The organism is Paenibacillus pectinilyticus (assembly GCF_001700435.1).
Taxonomy (GTDB): domain Bacteria; phylum Bacillota; class Bacilli; order Paenibacillales; family NBRC-103111; genus Paenibacillus_E; species Paenibacillus_E pectinilyticus.
Genome location: NZ_LYPC01000022.1, coordinates 583,908 through 601,187 on the forward strand (window position 1 = coordinate 583,908; position 17,280 = coordinate 601,187).

Annotated in this window: 20 protein-coding genes and 1 pseudogene; 5 read left to right on the forward strand and 16 right to left on the reverse strand. The window is 44.5% G+C overall.

Going from position 1 to position 17,280, the window contains the following annotated elements; all coding sequences use genetic code 11:
• Positions 1-1,215 (reverse strand): hypothetical protein, encoded by a 1,215-nt coding sequence (locus tag A8709_RS19020; RefSeq protein ID WP_065853972.1) that lies wholly within the window; start codon positions 1,213-1,215, stop codon positions 1-3.
• A gap of 334 nt (positions 1,216-1,549) precedes the next feature.
• Positions 1,550-2,083, reverse strand: a complete 534-nt coding sequence (locus A8709_RS19025) for a hypothetical protein (protein WP_065853973.1) — start codon at positions 2,081-2,083, stop codon at positions 1,550-1,552.
• 248 nt (positions 2,084-2,331) lie between these two features.
• Between A8709_RS19025 and A8709_RS34665 the strand changes: the two genes are divergently transcribed.
• A complete protein-coding gene (locus tag A8709_RS34665) occupies positions 2,332-2,502 on the forward strand; it encodes a hypothetical protein (RefSeq protein ID WP_167357126.1) in 171 nt (56 codons plus the stop codon).
• Positions 2,503-2,588: 86 nt separating this feature from the next.
• Here A8709_RS34665 and A8709_RS19030 read toward each other — a convergent pair whose 3' ends face one another.
• Complete coding sequence (locus A8709_RS19030) at positions 2,589-2,873, reverse strand: hypothetical protein (protein ID WP_065853975.1); 285 nt, start codon at positions 2,871-2,873, stop codon at positions 2,589-2,591.
• 152 nt (positions 2,874-3,025) lie between these two features.
• Here A8709_RS19030 and A8709_RS19035 point away from each other — a divergent pair, with 152 nt between their 5' ends.
• From A8709_RS19035 to A8709_RS33770, 3 genes are all read left to right on the forward strand, one after another.
• Entirely contained in the window at positions 3,026-3,523 is a 498-nt protein-coding gene (locus A8709_RS19035) for a GNAT family N-acetyltransferase (protein WP_065853977.1), read from the forward strand.
• A gap of 32 nt (positions 3,524-3,555) precedes the next feature.
• Entirely contained in the window at positions 3,556-4,383 is an 828-nt protein-coding gene (locus A8709_RS19040) for a stalk domain-containing protein (protein WP_065853979.1), read from the forward strand.
• 90 nt (positions 4,384-4,473) lie between these two features.
• Positions 4,474-5,538 (forward strand): polysaccharide deacetylase family protein, encoded by a 1,065-nt coding sequence (locus A8709_RS33770; RefSeq protein ID WP_084225112.1) that lies wholly within the window; start codon positions 4,474-4,476, stop codon positions 5,536-5,538.
• A 74-nt stretch (positions 5,539-5,612) separates the two neighbouring features.
• On the opposite strand, the gene A8709_RS19050 is transcribed toward A8709_RS33770, so the two are convergent.
• The 13 genes from A8709_RS19050 to A8709_RS19110 form a co-directional block, all read right to left on the reverse strand.
• On the reverse strand, positions 5,613-6,035 hold the full coding sequence (locus tag A8709_RS19050) for a Fur family transcriptional regulator (RefSeq protein ID WP_244163257.1): 423 nt from the start codon (positions 6,033-6,035) through the stop codon (positions 5,613-5,615).
• A gap of 97 nt (positions 6,036-6,132) precedes the next feature.
• On the reverse strand, positions 6,133-7,134 hold the full coding sequence (locus tag A8709_RS19055) for a CobW family GTP-binding protein (RefSeq protein ID WP_065853983.1): 1,002 nt from the start codon (positions 7,132-7,134) through the stop codon (positions 6,133-6,135).
• A 58-nt stretch (positions 7,135-7,192) separates the two neighbouring features.
• Positions 7,193-7,735 carry a hypothetical protein gene (locus A8709_RS19060; protein ID WP_065853985.1) on the reverse strand — a complete coding sequence of 181 codons (543 nt, stop codon included), beginning with the start codon at positions 7,733-7,735 and terminating at the stop codon, positions 7,193-7,195.
• A 24-nt stretch (positions 7,736-7,759) separates the two neighbouring features.
• Positions 7,760-8,905, reverse strand: coding sequence for a metallophosphoesterase (locus tag A8709_RS19065; protein WP_065853987.1), 1,146 nt, complete (start codon positions 8,903-8,905; stop codon positions 7,760-7,762).
• A gap of 37 nt (positions 8,906-8,942) precedes the next feature.
• Positions 8,943-9,623: an SOS response-associated peptidase gene (locus A8709_RS19070; RefSeq protein WP_065853989.1), complete on the reverse strand. Its 681-nt coding sequence runs from the start codon at positions 9,621-9,623 to the stop codon at positions 8,943-8,945.
• Between the two features lie 138 nt (positions 9,624-9,761).
• Entirely contained in the window at positions 9,762-10,286 is a 525-nt protein-coding gene (locus tag A8709_RS19075; protein WP_065853991.1) for a YhjD family protein, read from the reverse strand.
• Complete coding sequence (locus A8709_RS19080) at positions 10,283-11,560, reverse strand: DNA polymerase IV (RefSeq protein ID WP_065853994.1); 1,278 nt, start codon at positions 11,558-11,560, stop codon at positions 10,283-10,285. The genes A8709_RS19075 and A8709_RS19080 overlap by 4 nt, the downstream gene beginning before the upstream one ends.
• Positions 11,557-11,928 carry a YhjD family protein gene (locus A8709_RS19085; protein ID WP_065854103.1) on the reverse strand — a complete coding sequence of 124 codons (372 nt, stop codon included), beginning with the start codon at positions 11,926-11,928 and terminating at the stop codon, positions 11,557-11,559. The genes A8709_RS19080 and A8709_RS19085 overlap by 4 nt, the downstream gene beginning before the upstream one ends.
• Positions 11,929-12,145: 217 nt before the next feature.
• Positions 12,146-12,613: a MarR family winged helix-turn-helix transcriptional regulator gene (locus A8709_RS19090; RefSeq protein WP_065853996.1), complete on the reverse strand. Its 468-nt coding sequence runs from the start codon at positions 12,611-12,613 to the stop codon at positions 12,146-12,148.
• 438 nt (positions 12,614-13,051) lie between these two features.
• Positions 13,052-13,699, reverse strand: coding sequence for a DsbA family oxidoreductase (locus A8709_RS19095; RefSeq protein WP_084225116.1), 648 nt, complete (start codon positions 13,697-13,699; stop codon positions 13,052-13,054).
• Positions 13,696-14,238: an NAD(P)H-dependent oxidoreductase gene (locus A8709_RS19100; RefSeq protein ID WP_065853999.1), complete on the reverse strand. Its 543-nt coding sequence runs from the start codon at positions 14,236-14,238 to the stop codon at positions 13,696-13,698. The genes A8709_RS19095 and A8709_RS19100 overlap by 4 nt, the downstream gene beginning before the upstream one ends.
• 128 nt (positions 14,239-14,366) lie before the next feature.
• A complete protein-coding gene (locus A8709_RS19105) occupies positions 14,367-14,936 on the reverse strand; it encodes a TetR/AcrR family transcriptional regulator (RefSeq protein ID WP_065854001.1) in 570 nt (189 codons plus the stop codon).
• A 57-nt stretch (positions 14,937-14,993) separates the two neighbouring features.
• Positions 14,994-16,055 (reverse strand): Atu2307/SP_0267 family LLM class monooxygenase, encoded by a 1,062-nt coding sequence (locus A8709_RS19110; protein ID WP_065854003.1) that lies wholly within the window; start codon positions 16,053-16,055, stop codon positions 14,994-14,996.
• 748 nt (positions 16,056-16,803) lie between these two features.
• On the opposite strand from A8709_RS19110, the pseudogene A8709_RS35715 reads away from it, so the two are divergent.
• Positions 16,804-17,280 (forward strand): annotated as a pseudogene (locus A8709_RS35715) (hypothetical protein); the annotation flags it as partial.

Below are 17,280 nucleotides of genomic sequence, written 5' to 3' on the forward strand. Positions count from 1 at the left end.
TCATTTATCAAAAATCATGCTTGATACCTCACCAGTTGAACGGTCCAACTCCAACCAGTCAGCAGTCGCTGTATGCTCGTCATCTTTATCATTACGTACTATTTCATAGATATGGATAGTAACCGTTTTATTATCGCTGTGATCAACCTCTGTCTTAAATATTGAACCAATATTGTCAGAATTACGTTTATTATTAGAAGTTGACGTAGCACCCTCAATACCAGTAACGATGTAAAATGCCTCGGCATCTGTAAGTTTAAATTTATCTGGTTCACCCACTGTTCGATCACCATTATCAAATCTTTTCATTTCTAACTCAATGAATCGATCAGCATAATCTTTGTGCAAGAGTTGATAAATTAATTCTGGAGAAGCTTTTAAACTTTCTAGCTTTTTAAGAATTTCCTGACTTTTGTGACTATTTACTTCACCTAAGACATCAAAGATTTGATTTGAAGTATCATAAAGTACCAATGACTCAGCAACAATTTGAGTGCGGTTTATGCTACCTTTAGAACGAACCAATAAAACTTTCTGTGTCTTGTTTATATTATAGGTTAGTACATCTGTAAATCCATGGCGATACTGATCTCTGAGCTTTAACTTTTCGTATAGTGTTCTCAAAAAAGGAGCATCATCAACACCAGAGTTTTTCAAGTAAAACGTACCTTTAGGCTCTGCTCCTGCCCCACCAAATCCCTCGCCAGGATAGTCAATCGTAAGAGTGTAATCCGTAAATGAAATGGTGACTATTTTATACTGATCATTTAATAGCACAAAGTTTTTTCCATCGTAGGTAAAATCAGAGTCAATTTCACCGATATTATGACCAAACCCATGAACAACAGAAACATTTAAATGATATTTATTAGTGGATATTTTGGTAACTTCTGCCGTACCTGAGTTCAATGGATTGGACCAAGGATATATATAAGTTCCAGTAATAACTTTATCCACGTCTGGCAAAGTTTTATTTGAATTTATTACTTCGGTGGGTTGTACTGAAACTGTTGGAGATGGAAGCGTCGATGGAGTAGACGTTTCAGTTTGAATTGTTGGAGTAACAGTTGGAGATGGCTTGGGTGTTTCCACAGTTTCAACTCTTTCTTTTGGAACTATCGTGTTACTAGGCTGTTCCTCCTCTCCACCTGTAGAATTTTGATTATCACAACCAATAACCAATGCTAAGATAATTAAAATGAAAATACGTTTCAAGTCAATTCCTCCAAATTTAAAATTAATTACTAACTATATCAATTTTGTATATTTATAACAGTCCATTTAGCCCTTCAAAAATACGTAAATGACCTCATCACCTTCATTATATAAGTTGCACCCCTGGTAAATGTTGGATCGAATTTTATCGTAACATAAAATAATAATTAATATGATTAAGAATACACAAAAACCTATCCTAAAAGGATAGGCCGTCCCACTTTGAAACTATCTACACTATTGGACTAAGACCATTATCATTTACAACATCAAAAACCTGTAAGCCTCAACTCGAGACCTTACAGGTTTTCTTCATCCTCTTTTTCTCCACCCTCTACACCCTCTCATAAACCTTCAACCACGAAAACTGATCTTTATTTCTATACACAAATTCCACATCTATATATACCGGATACACGTAATCCCCCTTATAGAACATTTTTTCTCCCAATTTCTCAGAAGGTACTTTATACACAACACGCAATGCTCGGTACAACAAGGGATCAATTAAGGCTATGTAATAGTTAACCCGATTCGTCTCCCCATAACAAACCATGGCTGAAAGGAGTCGATCTAAGTTTTTACCACGGTGTTCGTTCAAAATGGCTACTTTATCCACTTCAATAGTCGTGCGACTGTGTTTAATTTTATCAACATGATGAAAAGGGAAAATTGCATTAATTTCTGAAAGATGGCTAAATGCTTTAAATTCTATGGAACCTATTTCGTCATTTTGATCATTTCGAATTAAATAGCGATCGACCTTTCCTTCGGAATACTCCAGTTCGAATCCTTTCTCCTCCCAGGACCGGGTCCAGATTTCATCAAAGCGTTGTAACTCTAGCACACTCTCTACTTTTTTGAACATGGATACCTCCATTTATTATTATAATTTGGTATATTTATACATTAACATTAATTCCATTTAATGGGAATATACAAGTCTTTTAGTTATTGTAAAAGAGAAAATAGCACCAAGGCTCATCTGCCCTGATGCTATATGAAGTTCATGTTGAGAACTTGATTGCCTCTTCCATTTTATGCTATAATCAAAAAACAAGAACATATATTCCCTTTATTTTACATTCATCCTACAGCCAGAAAAGAAGGTAAGTTATGAAAGATCAACCTGTGTTTGAGAATTTGCGTGACAAGTACGCCGATGAGGATCGGGCTAAGCTTGTGATGCTGCAGTTACGAACGTTAATGGGCCAGAAGCAGAAGAAGAAATGGTACCAGAAGTGGGGATCGTCCACGAAGACGAAACCATCGAGTTGGAACGATTAACCCAGGAAATTTCACATGTTATATCATTGAAAATAAAATAAAGGCTCCCTTCCGTAGTTGCCTACGTGGAGAGCCTCTCTTCTTTTTTAACGGTTCTTTTTACGTGAATGATACAACACCCCAACATAATGCGCCCCTGTAAACAAGGTCAATATCCCAAAAAACAATAAGAATCCGCCATTACGGTCACGGAAAAATAATTGCACGACGAACAATGCTAAGGAGACTTCGCTCCAGAGAAGCGTTCTTTTCTTAAGCTGGGTTAAATCCGCAGTAGATCTGCTTATTTTGCGTAGATTCATGTACGTCAGGCCTGCGAGTAAGATGACACCAATGACGATCACGAGAATATAACTTGAATTGCCCGACATATGACTCCCCCTAATTCTAGTAGCTATTATCTCTAAGATACATGGATTAGTACGGAATGTCTATTTGAAAATCTCACCGCGAGAAGGTATATAACTGCCGCCGTGGAACATATATTGAAGTTTGTTATTTCATTCAGCGAGGTGCCCACATCATGTCTTCCTTAACTTTCAAGCAAGTAGCACCATCCGACATCTCTTTTTTGATGGATATTTACAATCATTTTGTTGTTCACTCCACCTATTCTTTCCACACAGAGCCCGTCGCATTACCTGAATTTACGGAGAGCGTCATTCACGCTAACCCGCGGTATCAGACTTATGTCATTCTTCTGGACGAGATACCCCAAGGGTATGTCCAAGTTATGCCCCACAAGAAAAAACAAGCCTATGATACGACAGGTGAAGTAACGATTTATTTACATCCGGAATGTGTAGGTAAAGGAATTGGATCCGCCTCCATTCAATATGTAGAAGCGATTGCCAAAGAGCGAGGCTTTCACTCATTAATTGCGACGGTTTGCGCAGATAATTCAGCTAGCATCCATATGTTTACTCGAAACGGTTACGAGCAATGCGCTTATTATCGTGAGGTTGGTTTCAAATGGGGAAAATTTCTGGATATTGTGACGTTTCAGAAAATCATTTCGTAATCATTTGTTTCATTATTTGAAGGAGGAATCTCGTGAAAAAATTCATTGCCGGCACCTGTTTTGGCATTGTAATCTCACTTTCTTCGGTAGCCGTAGCTTCCGACACGATTCAGGCACTCCTTTTTCCAGCTGCATTTGAAGTCAATGGGAACACCGTATCTTTACCAGACGACTATTCGGTTCTTAACGTGCAAGGGCACGCCTATGTGCCTATTCGGTTTGCTGCGGAGCACCTTGGGGCGAACATTGATTACGATCCCAAGGAGCAGCGAATTATCATCAAGAATGAACCACTCCAACTCATCGATGCCACTTATCCACAAGTAACCGTTGGGAATATTATTGCTGTAGATTCAGGAGCCAATACCCGCGTTACAGGGCAGCTTCAGCTAGAAGGCACTGATGATCAGGCACATATCATTGATGCCTACCTAAGCTTTCAGGATGAGCATGGTACCGAGATCGGTGTAGCATCAATTGCTGGATCTGCCTATAAACGTACTCCCCTAACATTTGAGACAATGGGATATGGCCATTTTGGCCAGTTTTCCTCTGTCCTTTTACATATCATTGCCGTTAATGAACGCATGATCGCGGACCCCACCATTGCAAATCCCCTCCTTCTGACCAAGGAGCAAGCCCTGTCCATTGGCATGACTACCATTTCTCAAGCAGACAATCCCGTATGGAGCGCTCTGCTCCTTCCGGCTTGGTCTGTCCCACTTCCGGATCAACAACGATACACCAAGGTTTGGGTGATTACAGCTTTATATTCTCCTTACGGTAACCGGCAGACAGTGACGATTGATGCTGTCACAGGGGCACTTTTATCCAGCGGTGATTATGAGGGACATCTCTAAGGATTATTCTGTTTCCGTTATTTTCACTGGATAAGATGACCCACCCTAACAAAACCTAGAGCATAGTCATAATGCTCGGAGGGGATTGCCATGACCAAACGGCTTTGGTCCGTCAGCATCATTTGTCTGCTTGTTACAAGCTGCGGTGTGCCTTTAGCGAAGCCTTTTCAAGAACAAAACTCAACTCAACATACCTATCCAGAGGTCACCCAGACATCTACTGATGTTACTCGGGAGCCCATCGCGTCTCCGTTCGTTACAGATGTCATTCGGTCGAAACAGATAAGTCTTCTTTCGCCTATTAACACGCCAGCCGCTTCAGCACAACCAACAGCTACACAAGAGACACGTCGTACGCTTATCTCTACTCCTACCTTGTCGCCAAGCTCGAAACCAAAAACGAGCCCCAAGAAAGCAGCTATACAACCAGAAGCTTCTAAGAGACCTTCCCTGCCTGTTCAGAAAAATCAAGGGCAAGCGCGAATTTCTCAGAAGAGACTTTCTCTCTCACAACTGGTTGTTAAATACCCAGACACCTTCAAGCTGCGCGGCTCCAGTCAGGAGAAGAAAATAGCTTTAACCTTCGATGACGGACCCGATACGCGTTTTACGCCAAAAGTGCTTGATGCGTTGAAAGCGAATGGCGTGAAAGCAACCTTTTTTGTACTTGGTTCTTTGGCTAGCACACATCCGGATATCATTCAACGAATCGTCCATGAGGGGCATGTCATTGGTAACCACTCCTATAGTCATGCGAATCTTCCCAAGCTATCTGTGGATAAATTCCAAAACCAAATTGAACGCACAGACAATGTGCTCCAAGGTCTCATCGGCTACGCACCTAGGTTGATCCGTCCGCCTTATGGTGCAATTAATGAGGAACAAGTCCGGTGGATGGCAGATCATCATTATTTAATTGTGAACTGGAATGTCGATTCCCTTGACTGGAAATCGCTGAATTCAGACCAAGTGCTCCATAATATTATCCAGCAAACGAAGCCAGGCTCCATTATTCTTCAGCACTCCGGAGGCGCAGACAGCCAGGATTTATCTGGCACTGTGCAAGCCATTGGACCCTTAGTCTCGAAGCTGAAAGCAGCTGGTTACACCTTCGTAACCGTTCCTGAATTGCTTCATGTGACCAAAAGCAGGTAGCCATATACCAAAAAGCAGTCTTGCTGGTTTCTCCCAGCAGACTGCTCTAAGTATAATATGAATAAGACGATGGACTACTCGCTTATTTGAGGAACAGGCATGGCTGATTTGCAATCCGCGCAATACCCAAATATCTCAAACCGATGGCTTTGCACTTCAAAGCTCTCTGGTAAATCCTGTACAAGCTTCATCGGACAGAACTCAAACGTCACTGTCTTCTCACAGCTAAGACAAATCATGTGATGATGATGGTGCGACAAGCAGCTCGCTTTGAACTTCAAGCCATCGGCCAAATGAAATTGCTCCAGAACACCCATCTCGCTCAACAATCGGAGATTACGATACACAGTATCGAAGCTAATGCCTGGATATTTCACTTTCATATGCTCATAGACATCCTTAGGCGATAAATAACCGCCAGACTCCGCGAATAGAGTCGCCAAACTTCTACGTTGCTCTGTAATTCGCCAGCCCTGCTGCGACATCGCTCTTAGCATCTCATCGATCGTATCTGTATGCGTATGCGTACTCACTTGCATTACCCCTCTGTGTTGAAATCTTCTCCTATTATAGTGCAGCAAATGGGCTTTTGCGTCAAGTGTTGGACATGGCTTCTAACTTCAGCAACTCCGCACGAATAGCATCTTTGGCGAAGTTCTCGCCAATGAAGACCGCTACATCGGGCACATCACCTTTGGGCGTAATTTTCACAAAATCCATTTCTCTGTAGGCGTATTGGAATAAGAAACGACTCGATGTATCCGAGAAGCTAAGAATCCCTTTGGCCCGATACACTTCCTGAGGCAGCTTACTGACGAATTCTTCAAAGGCATTACTATCTACGGCTCGTTCAAAAAAATGTGTATATGCCATCACATGGCGATGGGAATGGTGATGATGTTCATCCTCATGGGATGGCTCGTGGTTATGCCCCCGTGTATGACCGTTCGAATCTGGTTGAACCTTCGTCCTCTTAGGAACGTCCATGTGGATATCTTCAATTAGTCTGATGTCGATTTGACTGAATACCGTATAATGTAAATCCGCATACGGATTCCATTCGCGTACCAGATCATGAACCTCTTGAAGCGCCGCTTCCTGCAGTAAATCCGTTTTGTTAAGCAGGAGTAAGTTCGCACAGCGAATTTGATCTCGCATGAGTCGGTAGGTTTTCCCACGGCTTGTTCGATTCAACTCTAGCAGCTGAGGTGCATCCACAACAGTGATCATCGCTGAAAGTTCGATAGGGAGCACGAGCGATGCGTCTGTAACTTCATCAATAATCTCCATCGGATTCGCAATCCCTGTCGATTCAACGAAAATCAAATCAGGCTGCTCTTCTATTACCAAATCATTCAGCGCAGTTGCCAAATCCCCACGGCTGGAGCAGCAAATGCAACCTCCGAGTAATTCTGACATCGGCACCTCATTCGCGATTAATTGCCCGTCCAAATTCACTTCACCAATTTCATTCATAATCACGGCTGGCTTGCGTCCCGCTTCTGTAAAATAATCGATGGCCTTGGTGAGCAAGGTCGTTTTACCGCTCCCAAGAAATCCAGATAATATATAAACATGAACTCTTTTATTTGTCATTCGTATCATTCTCCTCCATCCCATCATCCTAATTGCGCCTAGCCAAGTCCCCCAAGTATTACTCGGGCTTAACCTCAAACTTCATAGCCAAGATCGGCCATTTGCCGACGATGCCAGCCATGAATGGGAATAGTTTCGCCCCTAACAAGCTTGTCGCCCAATCTGCAGGTTTCAGCGGGAGATCGATCCGCTCGTATAGGATTCTCGTTGCCTCTTGAACAAGCTCCATCGCCAAATCAGCAGGAGCAGCCGCGGCTACAGCCTCCAATCGCGGGAGGTAATACTGTGTGATCGACTCGGATAAGCGATGCTCCACTAAGTTGGCTGAAGACATCACCTCTCCCATGCCTAAGCTAACTAGACGTGCTGTTTCTTCCTCGAAAGCATAAGGAATACAATAAATCTCCAATGCCAAAGCGGCTATGTAGATCTCTCTCAACAATTCATCTTCTTTGGCCATCGTTAACACGGGATGGGATAAATAGGCCGTTACAGCAGGTTTCAACGTGTCCCAGCTACTTTCGATCCCTTTCATCGTCAGCTGCATCATCGCTGCAGCCAGTTCCACGGGGGTAATTTGCTTCTTATCTATTTCTTGCATAGGTGTTCATCCTCTTTTCTATCGTTACTTGTTAAAATGAATCAACAGCTCAATGATTTCGGATTGGCTGCCTAACCGTATGGGTGGCCCCCATGTTCCGAAGCCTGAGGAAACAATCGCATGTAGATTACCTTTGCGCAAATAGCCCCAGTCGAGTTCGAAGATGCGTCTAGTGAATAAGTGGTTGGGCGCTATTTGACCACGGTGGGTATGCCCTGACAGCATCACATCGGCGCCTGCGGCTGCAGCTTTGTCTAAGTGGTGCGGCTGATGATCCATGACAATAATCGGCTGCGCGAGTTCCAGTTCCTCCATCAAGGAGGCTAGCGGTTTACGCCCTTCAGCGGAATGTTCCGCTGATTTATCTTTACGCCCCACGATATATAAGCTGTCTTGGATATGAACGACTTCATCCATCAGCACGCGAATGCCGATTTGTTCCATTTGTTCCACGAAGGCTGGAATATGTCCACCATAGTATTCGTGGTTACCAAGCACGGCATAAATACCTAACGGAGCTTGCAATTCCCGCATCGTTCGCCCCATTTGATAACGAATAAAAGGTTTAATATCATCATCAATGATATCACCCGGCAGCAGGATAAGATCAGGCTTCATCCCATTCACATGCTTAACAAGCTTCCGTAAATGGCCGTTACCGACGACGTTGCCCAAATGAATGTCCGATGCGACGGCGACTCGAAGCTGCTTCCAGTCCCCTGCTTGTTTAGGAATCGTAATCTCGTACTTACGGATAACCGGTGTCCGCGCCAGATAAGAACCTAATGCAAGCAATATAAGTAGGATAGCTACATCGATCCAACCTAGCAATGGCACATACGTGGCCGGTGAGACGGATGCCAAGTAAAGCACACCTATTGCCACATCCGTGACTGGCAGAAGGAGTATACCGAATTGCATAAGAGCCAACCAATAGGAACCAACGACGTTTAGCGACCGCGATACTGTTGGTGGCAGCACCTTTGTTCCAAACCGCCCCATTAAATAGCAGAAGGCAACAATCCAAAACACAGGCCAATACAACCATGGATGATAGGAAGCTCCCCCTAAATGCGATAGAAAAACTTTCAAGTGCCAGCCTATATAACCGTTGATCGCCGCTACAATAACAAGCATAATCATAATTCTTCGTGCCATGCGATTTCTCATATTACTTGAGTCTCCCATTCTCTATAACCTTCTACCTTTAAAGTAGCAGGCTTATCGGCTCTATACAGAGCTCATCGTCATTCCGCACGTTCCCTACTCGGCTCGACACAGGATACCCCATCATCAATTCCGAAGGATACGGCTTTAATAACAAACTGAGCTGTTCCATGTTTCTGTTATTGCGGTCTAGCCAGGCCGTTTCCTTTTCCCGGGGCAAAATGACAGGCATACGCTCATGAATATCCCTCATCAACTCGTTCGATTCCGTCGTAATGACCGTACATGTGGAGATACGTTCGCCCTCAGGCGACGTCCATGTGTCGTAAAGCCCTGCCATGCTGAACAGTTCTTTGCTGCGCAGCATGATGCGCATCGGCTGCTTATGCTTGCCAGTCCCTTTCCAGTCGTAGAAAGAATCCGCCGGGATGAGGCAGCGTTTGCGTTCAAACGGCTTGCGGAAGGCAGGCTTGTCCGATAAGGTCTCGGAGCGCGCATTAAGCATCTGATAACCTACCTTCGCATCCTTGGCCCATTCGGGAATTAGTCCCCAGCGCAGCTCGCCCAGCTTATTTCGCTGCCCGTCATGGACGATGGCCATCACTTGCTGCCCTGGCGCTACATTATATTTAGGACTATATCTCGGCATATAGTTGTCGTACATATCATAACGCAGCATCAATTCCTCTAACGTTACGGTGATTGTATAGCGTCCGCACATCCGTCAACATCCTTCTCCCTTACGATTATCCTTAACCCTCTCTCCATTATGGAAAAAAGATAGGCTCACGTCAATTCGTACAGCCCGAAGAAGTGTTCTTCTTCAGGCTGTGTATGACTCGCTGCTCTTTGGCACATCTCACGATTTCTTCTTCGCTTCCGTCTCTAACACACTCACACGCGGATCCGTCCCATAAATGGTTGTGACAAGACTGTCGGCATATCGACCAATTCTCACGCCAATCTCTGCACGCAGATAATCTCTCGTCATTGTAAACCGATCTTCGTGCTCCCGGCACGTATAGCGGTAACGAATCATCTGATCGTCCTTTTCCTCTTCGCAAACGCTCATGCCGTTCTCCAGCATATGCCGCTTCACTTTCGCTAAATCTGCCTTCATGTTTTTGGCTAAAACCAGAGCCACCTTCGCGTACAAGGCCCTTAACATCTCCGACGAGCGCTCCATTTCGTTCGCCTTTCTCACAATAATCGTATGCATAAGCGGTAACAGCACAGCTTCTCTCATAATCCCAATATCATCCGCCGTCGGACGCTTCGTAGGAACGGGCTTATCGTGCCGCACACTTTGAAAAGCCTCTCGATGCTGCGGCAACATCATGCGACTAGACTCCCACAGTCCGTTATCCTGTAGCTTTTTGCTCATTTATAGTGGCCTCCGATTTTGAGCGAGCGAGTCTTCGCTTGACCCGCTGTCGTCAAGGAGGACGCGCGAACAATCGCCGCATTGCCGAACCGATCCTTAATGCTGTCTGTCACTTTCTCCAGCTCTCGTGCCTTCACCTGATCCTCGAAGAGTGTGAGTTGATAAGTCGCATCATCCACAAACTGGCTTAGCATCACACCCGCGCGGCGAACAGGCATCGTATCCCAGAACTTATAAAAAAGCTGTTTCACAGCTTGGAATACCGTACCGGTATGGTTCGTCGGATCCGGCATCTTCATCTGGCGCGAAAAGCCCGTCGGCGCATCAAACGGACTGCACATACAGCTGACCGTCACAATGGACGCCATATAGCCTTTGCGCCGACAATCGCGGCACACTTCCTCAGTAAGCTCCATGAGGATCGTGTTCACCTCGGAGGATTCCGCATAATCTCTCGGCAGCGTCATCATATGGCCGATTGACTTCGGAGGCGTATCGAACGTGCCTGGCGTGACGGGACTGTCATCCAGTCCATTTGCCGTTCGCCACATCACCTCGGCGTGAATGTCCGACTGCTTGCCGAAGCGCGCGCGAAATTTCTGCTTCAGCTGCGGCAGCGGTGTTCGCGCCACTTCGCCGATGGTATACATACCCAGCTTGGCAAAATGGGCCGTCATCCGCGAACCAACACCAAACATTTTACTAACAGGCTCCTTCCACAGATACTCCTCAATAGCAGATGGGTGAAGTGTGAAAATGCCGCTGGCATTCTTTTTAGCCCAAATATCGGTCGCGATTTTCGCTAGGATTTTATTCGAGCTAATTCCGATGCGAATTTTAACGCCGGTTTGTTTCAGTACCTTGTGCTGCAAAGTTGTCGCTATCGTCATCGCATCTCCATAGAACGGTAGACTCCCTGTGACATCTAGGAATTGCTCATCAATGCTGAATACTTCAACCAAATCTGTAACTTCCTCATATATTTCGGTTATTTGCAGAGAAGTATTGATGTAATGCTGCATGCGTGGACGCATAACAATCAGCTCAGGACACTTCTTAAGTGCCTCACCCAACCGTTCGGCTGTGGATACACCGAATCTTTTGGCAATAGGGCAGGCGGCTAAAATAATGCCCGACCTTAACGCAGGGTCCCCCGCAACGGCAACTGGTTTGTTCTCTAGACCTGGATGATCCGCCTTTTCTACACTCGCGTAGAAGCTTTGACAGTCCGCTAGGAAAATCGTTCGTTCCCCACCCTTGTTCCCCTTGCTCATCGCAATTCCCCCCGCATATTCATCAGCGTAGTCATAAGCTCAGCTTTGACCAAACTACGAAGCATCGTGAAATGATGAATGTAACCTCGCACTTTGTACTCTACATTAATGCCTAAAGCATTCATTTCTGTATGGATCACCTTAATCTCTCGCTGCTTCATTTTGCTCTTCAACCGTTGTAATTCGGGATAAATCGCCATCTCAACCTCTCTGAGATAAAACAGAATGTGATTATATACGATCTTATCCTTATAAACCTTCAGCTCCTCCATATCTCTTGCCAGCATATCCAGCAGAATGGGTAGCAATGTGTATTCTTTAATCATTTGGACATCTTCTTCTGTCTCGACTTTTGAACTATTACTCATGTCCTCACCACCATATACGAACATGTATTCGCTTTTCCATATTATATACCGAACACGTATTCGTTATGCAAGTGAATTTTAAAATATATTTAGCAATGGATAAAAACACCAAAAACCCAGATGAAGTATCTGGGCAAAAGTGATTTATTCAACGAGATGACCTTATTTTTCCCCATGGTACATAGTTGCTGACCGTTAAACGTAAAGAAGCTCCCCATTATTTGTTGGAAGCTTCTTGCCGATTCTTGATGCCATATCCAATTTTCTTAAGGAGCTCGATAAGTTCAAGTTTCTCCTCATCCGTCGCAAATGACAAATTTTCGGAGATCTTCTGAACATGCTTAGGGAAGATCTGATCAAAGTAACTTTGTCCTTCACCAGTCAATGTCACATTCGTTTTGCGTCGATCACCGGGGATTGGCAGCCGTTCCACAAAGCCCTTCTTCTCCAGCTTATCTACAACATAGGTAATACTCCCACTCGGGATGGAGAAGGTATCACTTATTTTTTGTATGGGTTGTGGACCTTTATTGTATAGAAGCTCGAGGATTCTAAACGTTTCCATACTGAGGCCATAGCTGTCAATGTCTCGTTCTAAGCTTCCGTACAACGCGTTTACCATGTTTCTTAGTACTCTTGTAAGCCTTAAATCAATTTCTTTCCCCTCAGCATCGCGTTCAGTCATTTTTCGACCACCTTATCTGGCTTTGTTAATACAAAAGATAATCTACTTCTGCAGGAACATCAATCAGAAAAATTCGAAGCACCTTTCCTTCGGCCCAGAAATTGATTTATTTAACCTAAAATTATTTAATCTAATAATATATAATATATTTACATCTTATGTACAAGTCAATATGTTGAACCACCTATGTGAGATAAGGAACAGCAATAATAAAAAACTGACATATCCATATAGTCTACCTGTATGAAGCATTTTAAGCACACCTACCCTCCCTACTTCCGAATCGAATAGGGAGGGCAATTTATCGTATGAATCGGCCCACTGATGGAACTAGATCACGTTATTGGGACCGCTGCTTGCGGTATTGTTTTTCACATTGAACTTACCTATTAAAAGATAGATATTTTCGATCTTTTATACGTGACTACCATTATTTTTCTAATCCGTAATATTTTCATGCGTGCCGCTCAAAACTTTGATCAATTCTTCAGGGGATTGTAATCCAGATAAACGGATCTTCTCATTAATGACAAAGTAAGGAACTCCTCTGATCCCTAACTTTTCCGCGTTGCGTTGTCCTAATTCAACTTTTTCAATCCCCTCACCTTGCGAAAGCCGCGTTTTCAGCTCAGCATCGTTAGGGATCCCAATAGTATTAGCTATTTTTACAAGTTCATCTATATCACCGATATCTATCCCATTTTCAAAATACGCCGTATAGATTTGCTGGATCAATCGTTCTTGCATGTTCTCAGGAGTAATAGCGATTAACTGATGCGATAAAGTGGTATTGGGCGTATATTTTACAAGATCCATCTTAAACTTAATGCCATAATGATCACCGTATTCTTGATACTGCTTTTTTCTTACTTCGAATTGAGGAACGCCACCTAATTTGCCAATCATAACCTGGCGATAATCTTCTCCTTCAGGCCGAATACCTGGGTTAATCTGAAAAGCATGCCAACGGACGATTGCCTTTGTGTCTTGTGGTAATTGTTTCAATGCAGCTAACATACTCTTGGTTCCCATGCGACACCAGGGGCATGTTGTATCCATATATATGTCAATTAGTAAGTCTTTCATGACTTAACACCAACTGGCTTAACTGTTTTAATATGATGAATGTAATCCTTCGTACTCTGTGCTAAACGTTCTTCCGTAACGGTAGAAGTATCGTTAAGTGCAAAGTGAGGCAGATAGGAAGCGCTGATGAATTCGGCAAGTGCTTCGATAGGACGTAATATCTCCTGTAGTGTAAAGCGATTAGATCCTGTTGCTTGATAAGACGCTGCTGTGCCATACGTTGAAATGGCTGCACCTATTTCTTTGCCTGCCGTTTTAGAGCCATCTGGTCCATAGGCCCAACCATATTGTAAGACAGTATCAAACCACTTCTTAAGCAAAGACGGTGAACTGTACCAATACAGCGGGTATTGGAAAATAATCCGATCATGTGCCTCAATGAGCTTCTGCTCTTTCGCGACATCGATATTTTCATCAGGATATTCCTTATATAATTCATGAACAGTGAATCCACCATCTTTTTGCAAACCTTCAAGCCAAGATTTATTCCAGTTCGATGTTTCGATGTTAGGATGCGTTACGATGACTAGAGTTTTCATTTATAATTGCTCCATTCTAAGTTGTATTTGTTATCCATGCCGAGTCTTTACGACATGCCATGTTTCACAAAAAATAATTTTACCTATTAAAAGGTAGATGGTTATTAAAAAATCATCCGCCCCCTTTTTCAAGCTAAAGCGGATATTAGGCCATCGGCAATCTTTTCAAACTTACTGATATCATGAAAGCTTCTAGCCAATAATTGCGCACCTTGTAGTGAAGCAAGAAATTGATGTGCTTGTACATCCGCGGAGCCTTCAAAATGCAGATGTCCCTCACGCCGTCCCTGTTCCAGCACGCGTTCCAACCATTCTAAATTTGAAGCGAAAAACTGTGATAATCCTACTTGTACTTTACCTGATAAAGTAGCCAAGTCAGTCGATAGCATGACACTTAGGCAAGCACAATAATCTTGAACAGGACCACTGTAAATCAAAATGAATTTGCGCAGCTTTTCTAAATTATGCTGGGTTTCCGTATCGATCTGAGCTGCCATAGAAATAAAATTTCTATGATATCGTTCAATCAGTGCTTCTCCCAAATCTTCCTTGTTCGGGAAGTAATAATGAATACTAGCATTGCGTATGCCTACTTTTTCTGCAATGTGCGAATAGCTGAATCCGTTAAATCCGAATTGCTGCACGATCGACTGAGCCGTATCCAAAATAATTTCTGAAGTGTTTTTGTTTTTATTCATGTTGTAATTCTACCTTTTAGTAGATAGTATGTCAACTTGGAGATTTATGGTTTGGTTTTATCTCGAAATTCCTTCTTCAGCTTCCCATTTTGCGACCTCTTCCCGAACTCGCGGTGCGACTTCTGTTCCTAATAGTTCAATGGCTCTCATAACTTCCTCATGCGGCATGGTGCCGACAGGTAAATGTAAGAAAAATCGTGAGAAGCCCAAATGTTTTCTCATATAAACAATTTTGTTGGCGACCGTTTCGGCATCGCCTACGTAGAGTGCACCTTCTAAACTGCGTGCTGCATCAAAGTTGGAACGACTATAATGTCCCCAACCGCGCTCTTTACCAAAATAATTAAGCGACGCCTGTGTAGGAGGGAAATACTTGTCGGCCGCAAGCGAGGTACTGTCCGCAACGAACCCGAGTGAGTGCACCGCTATCTTTAATTTCGAAGCATCATGTCCTGCACGAGTAGCAGCGTTCTTATACAGCGGCACGAGTGGAGCAAATTGCAAAGGACTTCCGCCAATAATGGCCAAAACAAGTGGAAGTCCAAGTACCCCTGCACGTATTACAGATGCTGAATTCCCCCCACTGCCAAGCCATACGGGTAATTGATTCTGAACCGGACGCGGATACACACCTAGATTCGTAAAGCTCGGTCGATGTACGCCGTTCCAGGATACTTTCTCTGAGTCTCTTAATTTTAATAATAATTCCAGTTTCTCCTCGAAAAGCTCATCATAGTCTTTTAAATCATAACCAAACAATGGAAATGCATCGACCATGGAGCCTCGACCCGCGATAATCTCCGCACGTCCATTTGAAATACCATCGAGTGTGGCAAATTGCTGAAACAATCGTACTGGATCTGCAGCGGAGAGCACAGTAACCGAACTGGTTAAGCGTATTCTTGTGGTCATAGGTGCCGCTGCCGCCAGTATAACAGCAGTAGCAGAATCCCCGAATTCCTTACGGTGATGCTCACCGACCCCAAATATATCTAACCCAACCTGATCGGCAAGGACGATTTCTTCAACAACCTGCCGCAATCGCTGTGCATGACTAATCGTTTCACCCGTTTTAACATCTGGGGTTGTCTCTACAAAAGTATCTACACCAATTTCCATTTTAAATCCCTCTTTTTTCCTTCAAATTTTTAAACATGATGTTCACCCTACTATTTAAATGCTCATATGAATATTTATTCTATAATTATATATCCTAATATTATTTAATATAATATTATTCAATTAGAGAGTCAACATGGAAAAATTGACATAATAACTATAAGGAAGAATAACAAACAGCCGCGATAAACTCGCAGCAAATGTCTAAACTCTTAACTTGTATCAGTAATACGACTAGATTTATCTGAATAGTTGTTTGCTTCCGATCTTCGGTCAAAATGAACTGTGTTCATGGGTATGTACGAATACAGAGCAAGATGAAGCTCTACTAAATCATATCATTCTCCTGAATACAATATCCTCATCAATAAATTTCCTTTACAAATCACGTAATCCACTGACTAGCTTTGTTTTATTCAAAGCCCTCACTCCACACATAGTTTCAGGAGTTAACAACCCATTTAATCCTCTTTATTCAAAAATGTGCGGTTAACCACGGACGAGTGCGTGTCCCGACAGCTCCTCTTCTGCATTTAATATACTAAATTGGACTTTACGGGAGGGGGAGAACCCGATGACGAGAAGAATCTATGTCAGCGACTCCCATTTCTCTTGTTGCAATTGCCATGAGACTGGGATTACGGGACCGACCGGGCCAACAGGAGCTACAGGGGACACTGGACCGACTGGAGCGACAGGGGCTACCGGTGATACGGGGGCTACGGGTGTAAATGGAGCTACAGGGGCCACGGGTGCTACTGGTGCCACAGGACCAACTGGCGCCACGGGTGTCACAGGGCCGACCGGGCCCACGGGCGCCACGGGGGTCACCGGGCCGACCGGGCCCACAGGCGCCACAGGTGTCACCGGACCGACCGGGCCTACGGGCGCCACAGGCGTCACCGGGCCGACCGGGCCCACGGGCGCCACGGGGGTCACAGGGCCGACCGGGCCCACAGGCGCCACGGGCGTCACAGGGCCGACCGGGCCCACAGGTGCCACGGGCGTCACTGGGCCGACCGGGCCCACGGGCGCCACGGGGGTCACAGGGCCGACTGGGCCCACAGGCGCTACCGGCGTCACAGGGCCGACTGGGCCCACAGGCGCCACGGGTGTCACAGGGCCGACCGGGCCCACCGGGCCTACGGGCGTCACAGGGCCCACCGGGCCCACGGGCGCTACCGGCGTCACAGGGCCGACCGGACCTACGGGCGCCACGGGGGTC